Below are 15,678 nucleotides of genomic sequence, written 5' to 3'. Positions count from 1 at the left end.
TTCATGCTGCCATAGGTTGCGCCTGGGCGATTTTCCCATCGAGGAAAGCCTGGTATGGCGTTCGGCCTTGAGTCCGATATCCGTGATGGGGTCGCTGGCGATTGTAGAAGCTCAGATAGGCGTCCAGATCATCTTGTAATTCAGCCACAGACTGATAGATCTTTTGCCGGAACTTGATGCTGTAAAACTCCTCCTTGATCGTGCGATGGAAGCGCTCACAGAAGCCGTTGGATTGAGGGGAAGCGATCTGCGTTCTCTTGTGGCGGATCTGGTTAATCGCCAGATAGATCTCGAAGGGATGACGAGCTTCGAGTCCACAGTACTCGCGGCCATTGTCGGTGAGCAACCGCTCGATCCCCACCTTCTCATCGTCATAGAAGGGGATGACTCGATCATTCAGTGTGTCTGCCGCAGTGATCGGCATCTTGCTGAGATAGACCTTGGCGAAGGCTTGCGAGCAGTGTGCGTCAATGACCGTCTGCATGTAGACCTTGCCGACGCCTTTGATCGTGCCTACAAAGTAAGTGTCCTGGCAAAGCAGATAGCCAGAATGCGGTGCAGCGATATGTTGTTCCGGGTCAACGTTTCGGCCCTGATGCTTCTGCAGGAGCCGCTTGGCTTGCTCCGTCAGCACGCCGCCTTCGGTGGCGGTCTTCTTGTCCAGCCAGAGCAGGCGCTGGAGCCGGAGAGTGATGCCGTGCCGTACCCAGACCCCTCGGACGGCGGGGGCAGAGACACCGATGCCGACCAAACGAAGCTGGTCGGCAATGCGGATGTAACTGTAGGTCGGATACTGCGCCGTCATCTCGAGGATCTGCTTTTCAAGCTCGGGCGGAGTCTGATTCGGCATCCGAGGCGTCCGGCGTTGCCTCGGCTCAAGCCCGTCGGCTCCGTGCTTCTCGTAGGCTTCCTTGATCTCGTAGAAGTGGCTGCGGCTGATGCCGGCTCGCTGGCAAGCGGCCTTGATGTTGCCCAGTTCCTGGGCGAGTTGGAGCAGTCCAATGCGCGCTTTGATAAGCTTCTGGTTGTCGCTCATGAGTGTGTCCTTTCGGGGTGATTTTGGTGTTTTGGAAGATTCCAAATCTATCACCGTAAGGACCCGCTCGGGGCGCTTAGGGGCTTCGGCTCCAGTCGGGCTACGCCCTCCCTTCGCCTCTTCCCCTAAGCGCCGTTTCCCATCATTGTGTCCGCTGATCTTCCGCTAATTTCAAGTAACTCGAGACGTGCACGTTCGAGTTTTTCCTTCAGCGGGAGTGCTTCATGAAAAACTGGCCGAGTCGCAACCTATGGCAGCATGAACTCACCAAATCTCAACCGAGGCCCACAAGCCCTCGTGTCCGGAGATCTTCAGCTAAATACACATAAACATGTTCGCGCGTCCTTAGCTCGAGATGTTTACTACCCCGGTCACCGATTTCTAAACTTTATTTCTCCCGCCTTTCCCGCCACTTAGCCTCCACACTTTCCGAATTCTTTCACACACAGCGCAAACTATGTGCGGGTGGGTGCAAACCCAGCCCTCGGTTCTTTGACAACTGAATCCTTACCAGAACGTTGGACACCACACCTGTCTCCGCGCATTCCACTTCCGTTTGAAAGCAAGAGCCAAGACTTCTACCCCAAAAATGAAGGAACGAACCTACGGAGCACTGATCTCTATTACTTTCAGATAGTTGGAATGCACGGAAATGGGCAAAAACAGGCCAGATCTGCGTCAAGCAGACTCAGATCTATGGCTTCTGACTTTTTGCCGCGACCGCCGCAAGCTCTTCGCGGTATCGCGCGGCCTTCTCCGGCTGCCCCAGTGCCGTATAGATCTCCCCTAAGTCCGACCGTGAGTTCTGCAAAAAGTTCAGCGAGGGCGAGGTTAGCTTCTTTAGAATCTCGTAGCCCGTCAAGGTCGCCGTCTCCGCTTCCTCATACTTCTTCTGCCGCAGTAGCGCCCGGCCGAGCTTGATGCTCGTAATTCCTACATTCAGATGACCCGGCGGTAGCGTCTGCGCATACATCGCCAGCGCCTCGCGAAACAAAGCCACCGCCCTCACATACTCTTTGTCCGCCATGTAAGCACTTGCCAGATTTGCTTTCGCAATCCCAATCAGGTAGTGCTTGCCCGCATGGACTTCCTCATAAATCGAAGCCATCCGCCGGAATGCCGTCCTCGCCTCTTCATGGCGATTCCGTGTCATTGCCACATTTCCGACTTCATTCAACGCAGACGCAACACGTGGGTGAACAGGCCCAAACACCTGTTCCTGCACCGCAAGCGCCTGCCCCAGCAACACAGCCGCCTCATCACTCCGTTTCTGAAACACGAGCGCTCGCGCCACCATCGTCAAACCGGCCCCGTGCGGTAATGCGTTTCTCCATAAAACGCACGAGTCAAAGCTAGAGCCTGACGCTGGTAGTCTTCCGCTTTCTGGTAGTTCCCCTTCTCCTGCTCGATGGCGCCTAGATTCACCAAGGCCTCAGCCAAGCTCGGATGCCGTTCCCCATAGAGCTTCCGCCGCATTGCCAACACGCGTAGATTCAACGCCTGGGATTCGTCATAGTGGCCTGCATAGAAATGAACATTCGCCAGTTCATACAAGCTTCCCGCCAAGTCCGCTCCCGAACCCGCAGCACGCAATCGGACCGCCTCATCCAACACTCGAATCGCCTCGTCGTACTTACCCTTCTCCTCCAACGCCCGGCCGAGCGCCTCCATCGCTTCTGCAATCTGCGGATGCCCCGGCGGCAACGTTCGCTGCGCCTCTGCAAGCCCCCTACGAATCAGTCCTTCCGCCTCATCCAATCGAGCCTGATCGACCCGCAACAGTCCTCGCGAGACCAGATTCGTCGAACGATTCGGGATCTTCGCGTCAGCCGCCGAGAACAACTCTTCCGCCTGCTTCCACTGCCCCAGCTTCAGTTGGATATCGCCCAAGGTCTCGTAGAGTTCAGCTTGAATCTGGGGATCCTGGTCCAGCACCTTGGCCTGCTGCCGGCCTCGTTCCATCAGAGTCGCCACACTCAGATCCTTCGCTGGCCCAGACTCCTGATCCCCACCCTCAAACAGATTCAACATAAAGCGTTGGATGCGTTGCGCTCGTGCCGCTTCTGCCAGCGCAGAGTTCCGTTCCGTCTGTAGGCGCATCAAGAAAAAACTCACCAAGGAGACTAACCCTGCCAGCATCACCGCACTGGCCAGGACCGCAGTCCGATTCCGCCGGATCAACATCCGCGTTCGATAGACCAAGGAATCCGGGCGCGCCTCAAGCGGCTCTCCGCGCAGATAATGATCGATGTCGCGCAGCAACGCCTCAGCCGATGCATAACGCTGCTCCGGGTCGGAATGCTGCGCCTTCGCAACAAGCACCTGCAGGTCCTCAGTCATCTCACAGCCCTGCAACAGTTCGGAGAGCACCACACCGAGCGAGTACAGATCACTCCGCACGCCAAGGCTCTCCCCTCGGATCTGTTCCGGCGAGGCATAGGCCGGAGTCATCAGGCTCAATCCTGTTCGCGTTACATCGAGCACATCGAGTTGTTTGGCGATGCCAAAGTCCAGCAGCTTGACCGTACCCTCTGCCGTCACAAGGACGTTCGAGGGCTTGATATCCCGATGCAGAATCGCCTGCTGGTGTGCAAACTGAACCGCGAGGCAAAGCTGCCGGAAGAGTGCCAAACGTTCCCGTACTCCCAGCGCCGCACCATAGTGAATTAGGTCGAGGCCCTCGACATACTCCATGACAAAGTACGGCGTGCCGTCGGTCAAGGTATCCGCATCGAGCAGGCGCGCGATGTTGGGATGGTTCAGTTGGGCCAGCGTCCGTTGCTCCTGCAAAAAGCGCTCGCGGCGAGCTGGAGAGATCCAGGCATCACGCAGGATCTTGATCGCCGCGCGGACATTGAGATCAGCTCGGTGCGCGAGAAACACCCGGCCCATGCCGCCCTCGCCGATCAGATGCTCAACCGTATAAGGGCCAATCTGCTGCCTGGCCTCTTCCTCGAAGACCGTCTCAGCAATCACTTCGAGCGGCGCATCCAGTACCGATGCCTTGCGGTCTTGCCCGATCATCGCGAGCACCTCTGCCACCAGCCCTTCCTCTGGACACAGTGCGCGCAGCGCAGCCAGTTGCTGCTCCTCCTCCAAGTCCGACACCGCATGGAACAGTTGCTGTACCTGCTCCCAACGGCTGCTATCCACGGAGTTGCCGATCGAGCTGCTGTGCGAGCCAGGCCCGCGCGACACGCCAGTCTCGCAGCACCGTCGCCTCGGACACACCCAGCAAGCGCGTGATTTCCGCAACTTCCAAGCCCCCGAAGAAGCGTCCCTCCACCAGCAGCGCTTGCCGCGGATTCATCTTCGCCAGCTCTTCCAGCGCCACATCGAGCGCGAGCAACTCTTCATCGCAAGTCACCCCGGCAGAGAGATTCTCATGAAAGGTCACACTCATCCCGGGCCCTGCACTTCGCTTCCCGGCATTGCGCTTGCGGGCTGCGGCAATCAGTACCTGCCGCATGGCCCGGGCTGCAATGCGTTTGAAATGCAGGTCACTCAACTGTGCGACAGCAGGAGTGCGAGCCAGTTTGATCCACGCCTCATTCACCAAGGTCGTTGGACTCAGTGTCGCGCCCGGGTCGCGCCGCCGCACCAACGAAGCAAGCCGGCGCAGTTCTTCATAGGTCACGCTGAACAGATGGTCCAAGGCGGCTCGATCCGTGGCGAACGAAGCAAAGCCACTGAGAGCCAATTCCTCGGGCGTAAAAGAAATTTCGAGAGCCATGACGGGTTCGACCCTTGTTTCGCTTAATGCCAAGTATAAAAGACCATTCTCGCTAGAGAAGAGGAATATCGCATGCTCTTAAACCGAATCGTACTGGCACTTTCCCTTTGTCTCGTCTCGACGGCCCAAACCATCACCACGGTGGCTGGCAACACCAGTTGGGGCCGCATCTATAACGTGAGCGTTGATACCGCCGGAAACATCTATAACGCCGACTATACAAAACACTATGTCTATAAGACGGATCCCTTCGGTGTGGTTACGATCCTCGCCGGCACTGGAAAGGCAGGAAACACCGGTGACGGTGGCCCCGCCAGTAGTGCCCAGGTCAACTCCCCTGCAGGCACAGCCGTTGCGCCCGATGGCACCGTGTACATTGCGGACTCAGGCAACGACCGCATCCGCAAGATCGCACCGAACGGCACGATCACGACGATTGCGGGATCGACAGCCGGCTTCAGCGGCGACGGGGGCCCCGCCGCCTCGGCAAAACTCAACGCGCCTGTCAGCTTGGCCTTGGACAGTATCGGAAACCTCTACTTCACAGACACGGGCAACCTTCGCCTGCGGCGGATCAACACTGCAGGCCTCATCCATACCGTTGCAGGAACTGGAAAGCTCTCCCTGTCCGGCAACGGCGGATTGGCCACCGCTGCCGACGGTGCACCCGGCTGGGTCGCCATCGGTCCTGACAACACGGTCTACTACACAGACGACAGCGACGGACGGCTCAACGGCAATCCCCGCGTCCGTCAAATTTTGCCGAATGGCACAGTCACCACAATCGCCGGCACTGGCGTCTCCGGATTCTCGGGAGACGGCGGTCCCGCCACCAGCGCGCAGATCCGCTCGGCGGGTGGTGTTGCCGTCGATCGCAACGGCAACATCTACATCTCCGACACCAACGACAACCGCGTCCGCAAGGTGGATGCCAGTGGAAAGATCAGCACCTATGTAGGAACGGGTTCCGCAGGCGCGTCAGGTGACGGCGGCGATGCCACTAAAGCGCAGTTGCGCAGCAACTATGGTCTCGCCACCGATAGCTCCGGCAATCTCTACATCACCGATTACGGTAACATCAAGGTCCGCAAGATCAGCCCGCCTCCCTTCCCCACGATTCGCGCCGACGGCCCGGTCTACACCTCCTTCAGCGGCAATGCGGGATTCTCCTCCAACACCTATCTTGAGATCTATGGAGCAAACCTCAGCACCACCACACGCCTCTGGACCGGCACGGACTTCAATGGCGCCAATGCGCCCACTGCGCTCGATGGCGTCAGCGTGACCGTCAACGGCAAGCCTGCGTTCATTTACTACATCAGTCCAACCCAGATCAACATCAACACGCCGGACGATACGGCCACCGGAGCCGTCACCTTGCAAGTCAAAACTCCGCTAGGCACCAGCGCTCCCGTTTCGATCAATCGCAGCCGCCTCTCGCCTACGCTCCAAACGGTCCCATTATTCAACGTCGACGGCAAGCAGTACGTCGTTGCGCTGACCCCGGATTTCACGACCTATATCGGCAGGCCAAACATGATCGCCGGTGTCCCCTTTGTCGAAGCAAAACCCGGCTCCACCGTTTCCATCTACGCTCTCGGTTGCGGCCCCACCAGTCCGCCCACGCTCGCAGGAGTGGTCGCCGCACAGGGCTCCTCGCTCACCTTGCCCTACCAATTGAAAATTGGAGGAGTTCCGGCTGAAATATCCTTTGCAGGAATTGTCGGCGGCACCATTGGGCTCTATCAGTTCAATGTGATCATCCCGAGTGTGAGCGCCGGAGATCAGCCCATCGAGTTGACGGTCGATGGAATCTCCAATCGCCAAAACCTGAACATCGTCATAGGACGTCCTTAAATGTTGCCCTTCCTGCTCCTGATCACAACGCTTGGTGCCACTGCCGCACCCGTCATCACCGGCTGGCAGAACAACTACAGCTTCAACCTTCCCGGCACGCCATCCTATGCCGTGGCGCAAGGAGCCATTCTCGTGATCTACGGATCGGGGATGGCTCCCGCCGGAGTCCTCTCGCAGAGCTTCGACCCTGCGCTGAACAGGAACCTGGGCGGCGTCTCGATCAAAATCACTGCGGGCCCGACAACCACGGAGGCGATTCCTTACTATGTCTCTCCCACGCAGATCGCCGCGATCCTGCCATCCGCCACGCCGGTTGGCAATGCGACGATGACGGTCAGCTACAACGGAGCCACGAGCGCGCCCTTCGCGCTCACCGTCACCCAAAGCGCCGTTGGACTGCTGACCCTCAATGGCGCCGGCAATGGAGCTGCCGCCGTCTATGACGCAAACTATCAATACATCGGCATTCGAAACGCGGCCAACCCAGGCCAGACCGTGATCTTCTGGGGCACCGGCAACGGACCCGATGCAAACGATGAGACTCGCCTCATCACATTACCCAAGAGCAGCGCCACCGGGAACTTCGAGTTCTACATTGGGAACAAACTCGCGACAGTCGCCTATCATGGCCGCTCCAGCTATCCTGGGCTCGATCAGTTCAACGTCGTCATCCCGGACGGGGTGTCGGGCTGCTATGTCTCCGCATTTGTCAGAACCGGCACCACGGTCAGCAATTTTGTGACGATCCCGGTTGCGCAGAACGGGAGAACCTGTTCCGATGTCACTGGCTTTGGAGCTGATGAAATCGACAAGCTTCCGACAAGCGGCAGCATCAATAGCGCCACACTCTATCTGGGACGTTACGATGGCAGAATTCCAGCCGCAACCGTCGCCGGCACGCCCATCGCCGCGAGCACGACGTTAACGGACAACGCTGTTGTCAGCCTTCTGCGCTACTCGCCCTTCGACTATTCCAACTATGGGGGCATTGGAACAAGCTCGGTTGGAAGTTGCATTGTGAGCAGCTACCGGCCTTCCGCGATCGCCGGCCCCACCATCCTGAAATATCTGGACGCTGGGGCAGTGAGCCTCCAAGTTCCGGACGGGACAACCAAAGCGTTCACCAAAGGAACGAACTCCTACTTCCTGAATGGATCGAAGGCCGAGAACACCCTCTTCCTTGCGGAGGGAGGCGGAAGCTACCGGATCAGTGCGACAGGCGGAACCGATGTGGGCCCCTTTGCCGTCGCGCTGAATGGTTCACCTGCTCTCAACTGGACCAACCGCGACAGCATCGCAAATGTCAGTCGTAGCCAGAGCCTCGATCTCACCTGGACCGGTGGCGCAACAGGAGGCTTTGTGGTCATCACAGGAAGCTCCATCCTCTCCGCGGTCACCGACCCGGTGGTCACCATCTTCAACTGCACGGAACTGGTGAGCGCTGGACACTTCACCATTCCGCAGGCGGTCCTCTCGGCAATGGTGCCAAGCTTCGTCAATCCAGGTTCGACGATCCCCACAGGCAACCTGCAGATCACAAATTACAACCGTCTCAGCCGCTTCAGTGCGACAGGACTGGACCTGGGCATCACCGGCTACTTCAGCGGCTCCACCACTCTCGTGAATTACCAGTAGCATGGGCTCTGCGACGCCAGGCCCATGAACACCTCCTGAAATGGAAAATCGAGAAGCCGGCTTGCGTCCGCTCATATCCGTCGCCCGGCAGAAACCATCGCACTCGAAATGACGGAAACCGAGTGATAGAATTGCCCCTGCTATCGAGGAGATCGAATTGAGCACACAGGAAAATGCTGCAGTGGTTCGGCGCTTCGCGGAAGAAGTAATCACACAGGGCAATATCGACTCGGCGTCGCGCTTTGTGTGGGAGGATGTGGTCGAGTTGGTTCCGTTTCCGGGTCAGGGCCCCGGGCTGGAAGGGCTGAAGGACATTCTTCGCGGCATGCGATCTTCCTTCCCGGATTTGAACTTTGCGATCGAGGAACAAATTGCGCAAGGTGACAAAGTGGTGAGCCGCTTTGAGTGGGTGGGCACGCATCAGCACGAGTTCCTCGGAGTGCCTGCAACGGGCCGTCAAGTCCGGGTTTGGGGCATCGTCATCGATCGGATTGAAGAAGGGCGCATCAAAGACACGCGCATCATCATGGACATGCTTGGATTGATGATGCAGTTGGGTGTATTCCCCGCGCCACCGGCTTGATTCGTTGCGCAAGACATCCTTTCACCGAAATGGCTTCAGCATCCAAGGATCCAGCGACGCCGACTGGGCATCGCTGAGGTCCCGTGCAGCACTCATCTCGCCAAAACATCATCGGATATCGCCGTTTGGGTGGATGAGATGACTTCTACTTCTTCGCCGCGACGCTGATCTCGATCGAGTCTGGCGTCCCGGAACTCGCACATGCTGCAAACTTGAAGTCCTTGTCATAGCAGACCATGAACTCCGAGAAGCGATTTCCAGAAATCACGCGGACTTCCGTATGCTCCGGCCGCAGTCCCTTGCTTCGATTCGCATCGACAATCGCCTTGCGCACGGCGCCTGCGGTTGTCCGGCCTGGCTTCAAGTCCGGGAGCACGAGGTTCTTGTAAAGCTTCTCCACCTGATCGAGATAAGCGGTCGCATTCGGCCAGGCGCAGGAGCCGTGCTTGTTCCATTCATCCTGGATCAACTGTGCGCCGGCCATCGTACACAGGTGCGGCTTGATCACATTCGCCGGCAGCATCTGCGGCGCCTGGCAGAAGCGAGGATGTTCGCTATTCCGTGTGGCGGCCGAGGACTGTGGCCAGAGACCATGGACAACAAAGCCAAAGCTATGGTCAGCACATTGCCATTCGTTCGCAGGGCTCTTGCCTGCGGGCGAGTTGCAGAACTGCGGCGACCAACTGATAGAGAGCCCATAGGAATCGACTGCAATGTCCTTGTTGACGTAGTCAATGCGAGTGGGTCTGGTTCGCGGCACATTGGCCGGAATTGTGCATTGTTGCGACACGGCGGGCGGCGCAGCCAGGACGAGGGCCAGCGCCGCGAGTTGAAGTGTTCTCATAAGTACTAATTCTGGATTAGCACGTTTGTTCCGTAGCTGTTGGCCGTTGGAATGTTGATGAAGCCGCCCTTGTCGTTCACAATCTGAACACCAAGGATGTGCGGGCCATTCGGAATCTTCCGGGTATCGAAGTTCACCGAGAAACCGATATTAGGACAAGCAGAAACGCCTTCGAGGGTGGCGCAGACTTCGGGCAGCGGCTGGTTGAAGGGAATCGAGCTCCAACCCGCCCCATCGACAAGCAGCGTCATCGCCGTGATACGGCCCGTTGCCGTATAGCCATAGCCGGAGATCTTCACGATGCCAGACAAGACTTCATTCGCGCCCGGCGTCAGGAGCACGCCCACCGGCTTTTCCAGTGCGTCGTTTTTGACGGTGAACTCTACAGGTGTGTCTGGAATCAGAGTCGAACGGCCCAATTCGTCGCGAACCCGGATCTGGATCTGATGCTTGCCATTCGGCAACGCAGGGGCGACCGTCTGGCTATTGAACACGAAGCGGAAACCAGGCAGCGGGCAGTTCACAGGCAGCGGCGAGAGACCAGCGCAAATGTCCGCGCGAGGCATACCGTAGCTGGTGGGACCATAAGTAACACCATCAATCAGGGTATCCACGCCCACGATGCGCAGGTCATCGGCAAACGCGTAGCCGCTCACTGTGATCGAGCCTGACAGCTCTGCTCCAGCAGCGGGGCTTTCCAGTTTGCCGTAAGGCAGCCTCACATCGCCAGCTTCCATCTCAAAGGGAATCGGGGTGGCCGGATACTGTTCAAAAGCGCCACGAATGTTGGTTGCGCGCAGAGCCAGCGTGTGCGGACCGGGAGTGAGGCCGAGCGACTTCAGGTCGATGGTCGCCGTGAATCCAACGCGCGGACAACCGGGGACGTTGTTCGCCCGGCAATAGTCAGGACGCGATACGGAGAGCGTCGCGCGTCCACGATTGACTCTATCGATCAACACATCCACGCGTGACAGAGCTGTCTTTTCGTCATACACGATTCCGGTGATCGTCAGGAGGCTCTTCACCTTGTCATTTGCTTTCGGCGACTCTACTTCAACCACAGGAAGGCTGGGGGAGTTGAAGGGAGGCTCATACTTCACCGCAGTATTCTCATAGCCCGCGAACACGACGCGCTGGGAGTAAGAATCGCGTCCAGGCGAAATGCCGGCTACCGGAGCGGCGCCGCAACCCGTGCCGGTCAAGGCCAGGCCCACATCCACATTCCCGGGACCGTACTGGACTTGAATCAGCCCTTCATCCGTCAGAGTCACTGCAAAGTTCACCGGCCGCCCGACGGCGAACGCGGTATAGGTCTCGAGAGACCAGCGGATGGTCATCGACTTCGGAGTGGGATAACTTACGAAAATTCCCTGGCTCGCGGTACGAGGATAGTTGAGCTGCGCCCATAACGGAGCGATGCCACTGTAGTTGGCCAGAGAGAGCCCATCGGTACAACTCGAAACTGTGTACGCGCCTGGGAGGCCGAAAGAGATCAGGCCATTCAAATGGACGTACATCGATCGGAGCTTCTTGTCATAGAAAGGAAATTCGAAGGGGATATCGAGACGAACCGTAGACCCTGCAAAGAAGCTGATGTCGCGCTCGCCGGAGAAGCTGAAGTTCGGCGCCAGTGCCGTGAGGGCATAGGGCGGAGTGAAGGTCGCCGAGGTGGTAACCAGTTTCGCCTTCCCGGTGCCATCGTCTGCGTCCACATAGTAAGCAGTGACGCCATCGCCCGGCATCAAATTGATCGTTCCGTTCTGAGACAGCAGTGCATTGCCGGAAGAGGGCAGCACACCACTAAATACCGTGCCGGTTCTGGTCAGGAGCAGATCCTCCAAATCTCCGGAGTCGCTTAACACCTGCACCAGCGTCGACTTCTTGTTGTTATTGAGATCGGAGAGGAGAATTCGTACCGTCTCCCCAATCGTGAGCTTCTCGTCGTAGAAGGCGAACTGGGCGGCAGCAGAGGGAATAGCAAACGAGGGATGGACATGAACCGTATTGCCTCCCGAGGTATAGGCAAGAGCGCCCAAGCCACGCTTGGCAAACGCGGCCCACAACTGAGACTGGCTTTCGCCCTTGAAGTCCACGCGATCGGCCAGAAGAATGGCGTCCCGGGCGTCGATCATCGTACCCTGCGGTGGCATCAACTTCATGCCATCGAGCACCAGCAAGCGAATGCGGCGGCGGCCTTCGGCCTCGCCAAGCTGCGCAATCAGATTCGCGCGCGCCTCCCAAAGGGCCTCCATCCAGATCTCGCCATCGGCGTGCACTTCCGGATAGGCAATCACCTGGCCGAGATTCGCAAAAGTCAGCGAGTTCACTGTGGGATCGGTGGAGTAGGGACGGGTGCGGAAGTCGCCGGTCCCCCAGGTCTGATCGAAGTACTCCGCAACCAAGTAAGTTCCGTTTGCCGGCGAGCCTTGGGGAAGTGTGTACTCGAGACCGAAGAAGTCGCTCCAGGCCTCGCCCATCGCCGCGCCCTGGAAGGTGCTGTACACATTATTGGCCAACCGCCGAGAAACACCATGGGTGTATTCATGGATGATCACCCCAGCGTCCAAAGCTCCATCGGTGAGATACCCTCCACGTCCCGAACTGCCCAGGTACATCGCCAGCATCGCCGCCCCACCATCCTGACTGCCGCGGCTGCTAAAGAACGCGTTGTTATAGACGGCCCGATCGACTGACTGAGCGCCGTAATGCGTGTAGGCCAGGACAGGATCTCCACCGGTACCGCCTTTGCCGAAATTATCCTGTTGGAAATTGCCAGCCGCCTCGTCAAAACCGTTCTCATAGTGCAGGTCATGGGCCCGGTTCACCCAATAGAAGAGGTTTGTATTGCTCGCGTCCGGATAGAGCGTTCCCGCACCGGCGCCAGACCCCAGTTCGAGAGGAAAGCTGAAATCAAGGCCAGTGGAGCTTGTTACTCGCGGGTTTGTGATGAAACTCTGGCCAAGAAGATTCTGGCCCGTGATTGTATTGTTTCCAACCGTCTGATTGGTGGCGACCCAACTGGAGGGGAAAGGCTGCACACTCCGGTTGACATAAGGCGGAGCCGCGGTGAGACGAATGCCCGGCGTCGGATTGGGCTGCGGGCTCTCCCGTTCAAAAACCAATCCCTTCGCCTGAAAGAAATCCGTGTTGGGCAGATTGTGAAGCAGCATCTTCGTCGCACTCTCGACAATGGTCGTAAAGGAGTTGACGCCGTCTTCATCGGTAATCAAAAACTTCCATGCGGGTTGGAGCGCACCCCGGATGGGATACCAGACCAGTTCGGCATCGATATCTTCGCCCAGCGAGGCGGCAGCAAAGCGCAAGCCTTTGGCGCTCGCTTTTGCACTCAGCAGTGGCGCGTAACGTTCTGCCAGCTTAGGATTGACCGCTCGAATCGCGGAGCGCACTGACTCAAAAGCAGTTGCCTGGCTCGGCAAAGCAACAGACCCAGGATCAGGGTAGAAGGTGCCTGCCGAGTTTAGGATTTCGCCATTCGAATCCAGATTCACAACCCAGGCTGCACCATACACTTCGATGCCCTGGAATCGTTGTTGATACACGCGATGAGTGACACCGTTATGCGCACTTTGATACTCCTTGGCCAGATAGATCCCGGGAGCGTCAGGAAGCTGAGCCCAACCGGCGCAGCAGGAAAGGATGAACAAGAGAGTAAGATGCTTCATCGCGAGGTAGCACCGATGATAACTGATTCCCGGAAGACGGCCAACTAAATTCTGGCTTCTCCAGAAAGAACCAGAACGCTGCTCCCACCGACTTGCACATGCTCCAGATTGCTACTCGCGGCAATCAAAATCTCGCTCGGACGATTCATAAAATGTCCTTGCTCGATCCGAGCTATTTTCTCTGCCGCGACTAAGCCATACTTCACCGCATAGGCAGCGGCACAACCCGCCGCAGAGCCTGTGGCCGGATCCTCCAGGTGGGGGGTGAATTTCCGGGCATGGAGCTGAGACGACGGATCAATCGTCTGCGGAGTGAGCAGATAGATTCCCCGCTGGACATCTCCCTTTGCCAGATACTCCTGCAGTGCCGGCCAATTGCACTTCGCCGCCTGGATCGACTCCATCGACTTGAGTACAACGATGAGATTGGGACGTCCGGTCGAGACATTCTGAATGGGCAAGTTTGGCATCAGGTCTTCAGGCTTGAGACCAAGCAGGGGAGCAAGGATCGACGCCTCATGGTGCTCCCGGAATTCCGGTTTCTGTTGCAGCATCATGGCGCGATTGCCATCAAAAGTGACCGGGATGGAGCCCTGAGGAACCACGACATGAATGGTCTTCGCGGGCTTGTGGCGCTGCAAGGCAAAGGCAGTCCCCAGAACCGGGTGTCCGGCGAAGGGCAACTCCTGCGTCGCAGTAAAGATCCGGACCTTCAAATCGCTCGTGACAAAGGTTGTCTCGGAATGATTCATCTCACGAGTCAACCCAAAGCGCTGCGCGTCGGTGAGGCGATCGGTATCAAAGAAGACAGCGAGAGGATTGCCGCCGAATTGCTTTGCGGTAAAGACGTCCCAGACTTCATAGCGAAGTGGCTTCGATTGGATTTGCATGGCAGCTTCGATCAGTGTGCGGCGCGACAGCACTGGCTATTCCGTGCCCTTGAAAAAACGGGCGGGCGAGACTCGAACCAGAGTCTTGGGAGTGGCCTTCGTATAGTCGAGGCCGAGGATGCCACCAGAGTCCGTACGCGCTTCATCGAGCTGTTCATCATCGACCTCGATATCAAAAAGAGTGCTTGGCTTGAGTCCGATCAGATACCAGGCTTCGCGCGCCAAGCCACGTAGCTCGAATCGGATTGGCTTCAGCAAGGGGTCTCCGCCCACCAGAATTGTGGCATCGCCCATCTCGATCGGTGCGGTGTTGGAGGCAAGCTTCAGGATCTTGCGCTTGCCATCTTCAAAGAGCTGGAGCTTGCCGCCGGAGTAGCAAAGATACCTCGCGTCCTCCTCCCAGGAGTTTCGAATGAAGAGCCGGCCATTCGCGGTGTCGTGAAAGGAGTTCGGTAAGTGATGGTAGGTGAGACCGGGCTGATAGGGATTCGCCCACAGGAATTCGTAAGGAATCCCCAGCGCAGACCGCATCAGATAGCGATCCTGCATCAGCCAGCCCTGTAGGGACTGCGCGAGTTCCGCGTTGTTGTCCAGCGCAACAATGGACAGTTCCGCAGAACGCAGCATCGTTGCCAGCTTCAGATCCGGATCCCCATCTCCTTCAAAGAAGGCAACGCGAAAGTCATTCTCATTGCCCGGATAAGGCGCCGGGTAATAGCCGAGCATTTGCGTCAATGGCAAGTCGAGAAAAAACTGTGGCGCTTCCTGGCGAAGATCGATTTCCAGATTGTCCCGGATCACGTGCAGAAACTCGAGAAGGGCATAGAGCTGGCTCTGGGGAATGGAAATCGTGTGGTTGCGAAGCCCGGGTCCGATCCGCGTGCGCCAGTGGGCAACAGAGGCTTTGAGAGTCGATTCCGCGAGAGTGGGTTCGATATCGGCAATGGCCAGCGCCAGAAAGGCACGGTCTCGCAGAGACTTGAAATCGGTGACCGGCGGAATGGACTTGGCAATTGCCTGGCCGAGGACGGTGAGTTGCGGCGCCGTGAGCGCAGCCGCGCACCAATCATAGACAAGCGCGCGCTGGCGGGCATCGGTGCTGTTGGTTTTCAGCAACCAGGCATAGGCGTTTGTACAATGCAGCGGGTTATTGGAGATGCGGCTGGCCAGTGCGAGGGCGAAAGCCGCTTCGGGGAAGGTGGCGCCATTGGCGATGTAGCCGTCGAACTGCTGGAATCGAATCGACTGCCGTTCCCGTTCTCGCGTTAATAAACGAAGGCGCGCTGGGCGCAAAAGGAGCCGCGGAGAATCGGTATAAGGCTTAAAATTTTCTTCGGAATTGCTTTGGGCCAAGACAGGAAGGGAGAGGAGGAGAACCCAGGCAATCCGCAGCATGCTAACAGTGTGTCACGGTGAT

General features: G+C 57.9%; 11 protein-coding genes. 3 read left to right on the top strand and 8 right to left on the bottom strand.

Translation table 11 applies throughout. From position 1 onward, the window contains the following. Position 1 precedes the first annotated feature (1 nt). The 4 genes from M017_RS0115695 to M017_RS0115680 form a co-directional block, all read right to left on the bottom strand. Complete coding sequence (locus M017_RS0115695) at positions 2-1,036, bottom strand: IS481 family transposase (RefSeq protein WP_031495428.1); 1,035 nt, start codon at positions 1,034-1,036, stop codon at positions 2-4. Positions 1,037-1,730: 694 nt separating this feature from the next. Continuing rightward, positions 1,731-2,333 (bottom strand): tetratricopeptide repeat protein, encoded by a 603-nt coding sequence (locus tag M017_RS0115690; protein WP_031499078.1) that lies wholly within the window; start codon positions 2,331-2,333, stop codon positions 1,731-1,733. A gap of 2 nt (positions 2,334-2,335) precedes the next feature. Then, complete coding sequence (locus M017_RS27805) at positions 2,336-4,189, bottom strand: serine/threonine-protein kinase (RefSeq protein WP_051670188.1); 1,854 nt, start codon at positions 4,187-4,189, stop codon at positions 2,336-2,338. Continuing rightward, a complete protein-coding gene (locus tag M017_RS0115680; RefSeq protein ID WP_031499076.1) occupies positions 4,182-4,769 on the bottom strand; it encodes an ECF-type sigma factor in 588 nt (195 codons plus the stop codon). Before M017_RS0115680 ends, M017_RS27805 begins: the two co-directional genes overlap by 8 nt. A 72-nt stretch (positions 4,770-4,841) precedes the next feature. Here M017_RS0115680 and M017_RS27800 point away from each other — a divergent pair, with 72 nt between their 5' ends. From M017_RS27800 to M017_RS0115665, 3 genes are all read left to right on the top strand, one after another. Then, positions 4,842-6,626 carry an NHL domain-containing protein gene (locus M017_RS27800; protein WP_051670186.1) on the top strand — a complete coding sequence of 595 codons (1,785 nt, stop codon included), beginning with the start codon at positions 4,842-4,844 and terminating at the stop codon, positions 6,624-6,626. Continuing rightward, positions 6,627-8,261 (top strand): hypothetical protein, encoded by a 1,635-nt coding sequence (locus tag M017_RS0115670; protein WP_031499074.1) that lies wholly within the window; start codon positions 6,627-6,629, stop codon positions 8,259-8,261. A gap of 181 nt (positions 8,262-8,442) precedes the next feature. Further along, entirely contained in the window at positions 8,443-8,844 is a 402-nt protein-coding gene (locus tag M017_RS0115665) for an ester cyclase (protein WP_238325919.1), read from the top strand. Between the two features lie 145 nt (positions 8,845-8,989). Here M017_RS0115665 and M017_RS0115660 read toward each other — a convergent pair whose 3' ends face one another. Genes M017_RS0115660 through M017_RS0115640 form a run of 4 tightly spaced genes read right to left on the bottom strand, consistent with a single transcriptional unit; the run spans position 8,990 to position 15,554 of the window. After that, entirely contained in the window at positions 8,990-9,688 is a 699-nt protein-coding gene (locus M017_RS0115660; RefSeq protein ID WP_051670184.1) for a ribonuclease T2 family protein, read from the bottom strand. A 5-nt stretch (positions 9,689-9,693) separates the two neighbouring features. Continuing rightward, a complete protein-coding gene (locus tag M017_RS0115655; RefSeq protein WP_035957833.1) occupies positions 9,694-13,371 on the bottom strand; it encodes a M36 family metallopeptidase in 3,678 nt (1,225 codons plus the stop codon). A gap of 44 nt (positions 13,372-13,415) precedes the next feature. Beyond that, positions 13,416-14,261 carry a PhzF family phenazine biosynthesis protein gene (locus M017_RS0115645; protein ID WP_031499070.1) on the bottom strand — a complete coding sequence of 282 codons (846 nt, stop codon included), beginning with the start codon at positions 14,259-14,261 and terminating at the stop codon, positions 13,416-13,418. Between the two features lie 36 nt (positions 14,262-14,297). Then, positions 14,298-15,554, bottom strand: a complete 1,257-nt coding sequence (locus tag M017_RS0115640) for a hypothetical protein (protein WP_155121435.1) — start codon at positions 15,552-15,554, stop codon at positions 14,298-14,300. Between the last annotated feature and the right edge of the window lie 124 nt (positions 15,555-15,678).

Origin of the sequence: Bryobacter aggregatus MPL3, from assembly GCF_000702445.1 — a bacterium.
In the GTDB taxonomy this organism is placed as follows: domain Bacteria; phylum Acidobacteriota; class Terriglobia; order Bryobacterales; family Bryobacteraceae; genus Bryobacter; species Bryobacter aggregatus.
Note: the sequence above shows the minus strand (reverse complement) of the source record. Positions and strands in the feature narration are given on the sequence as shown.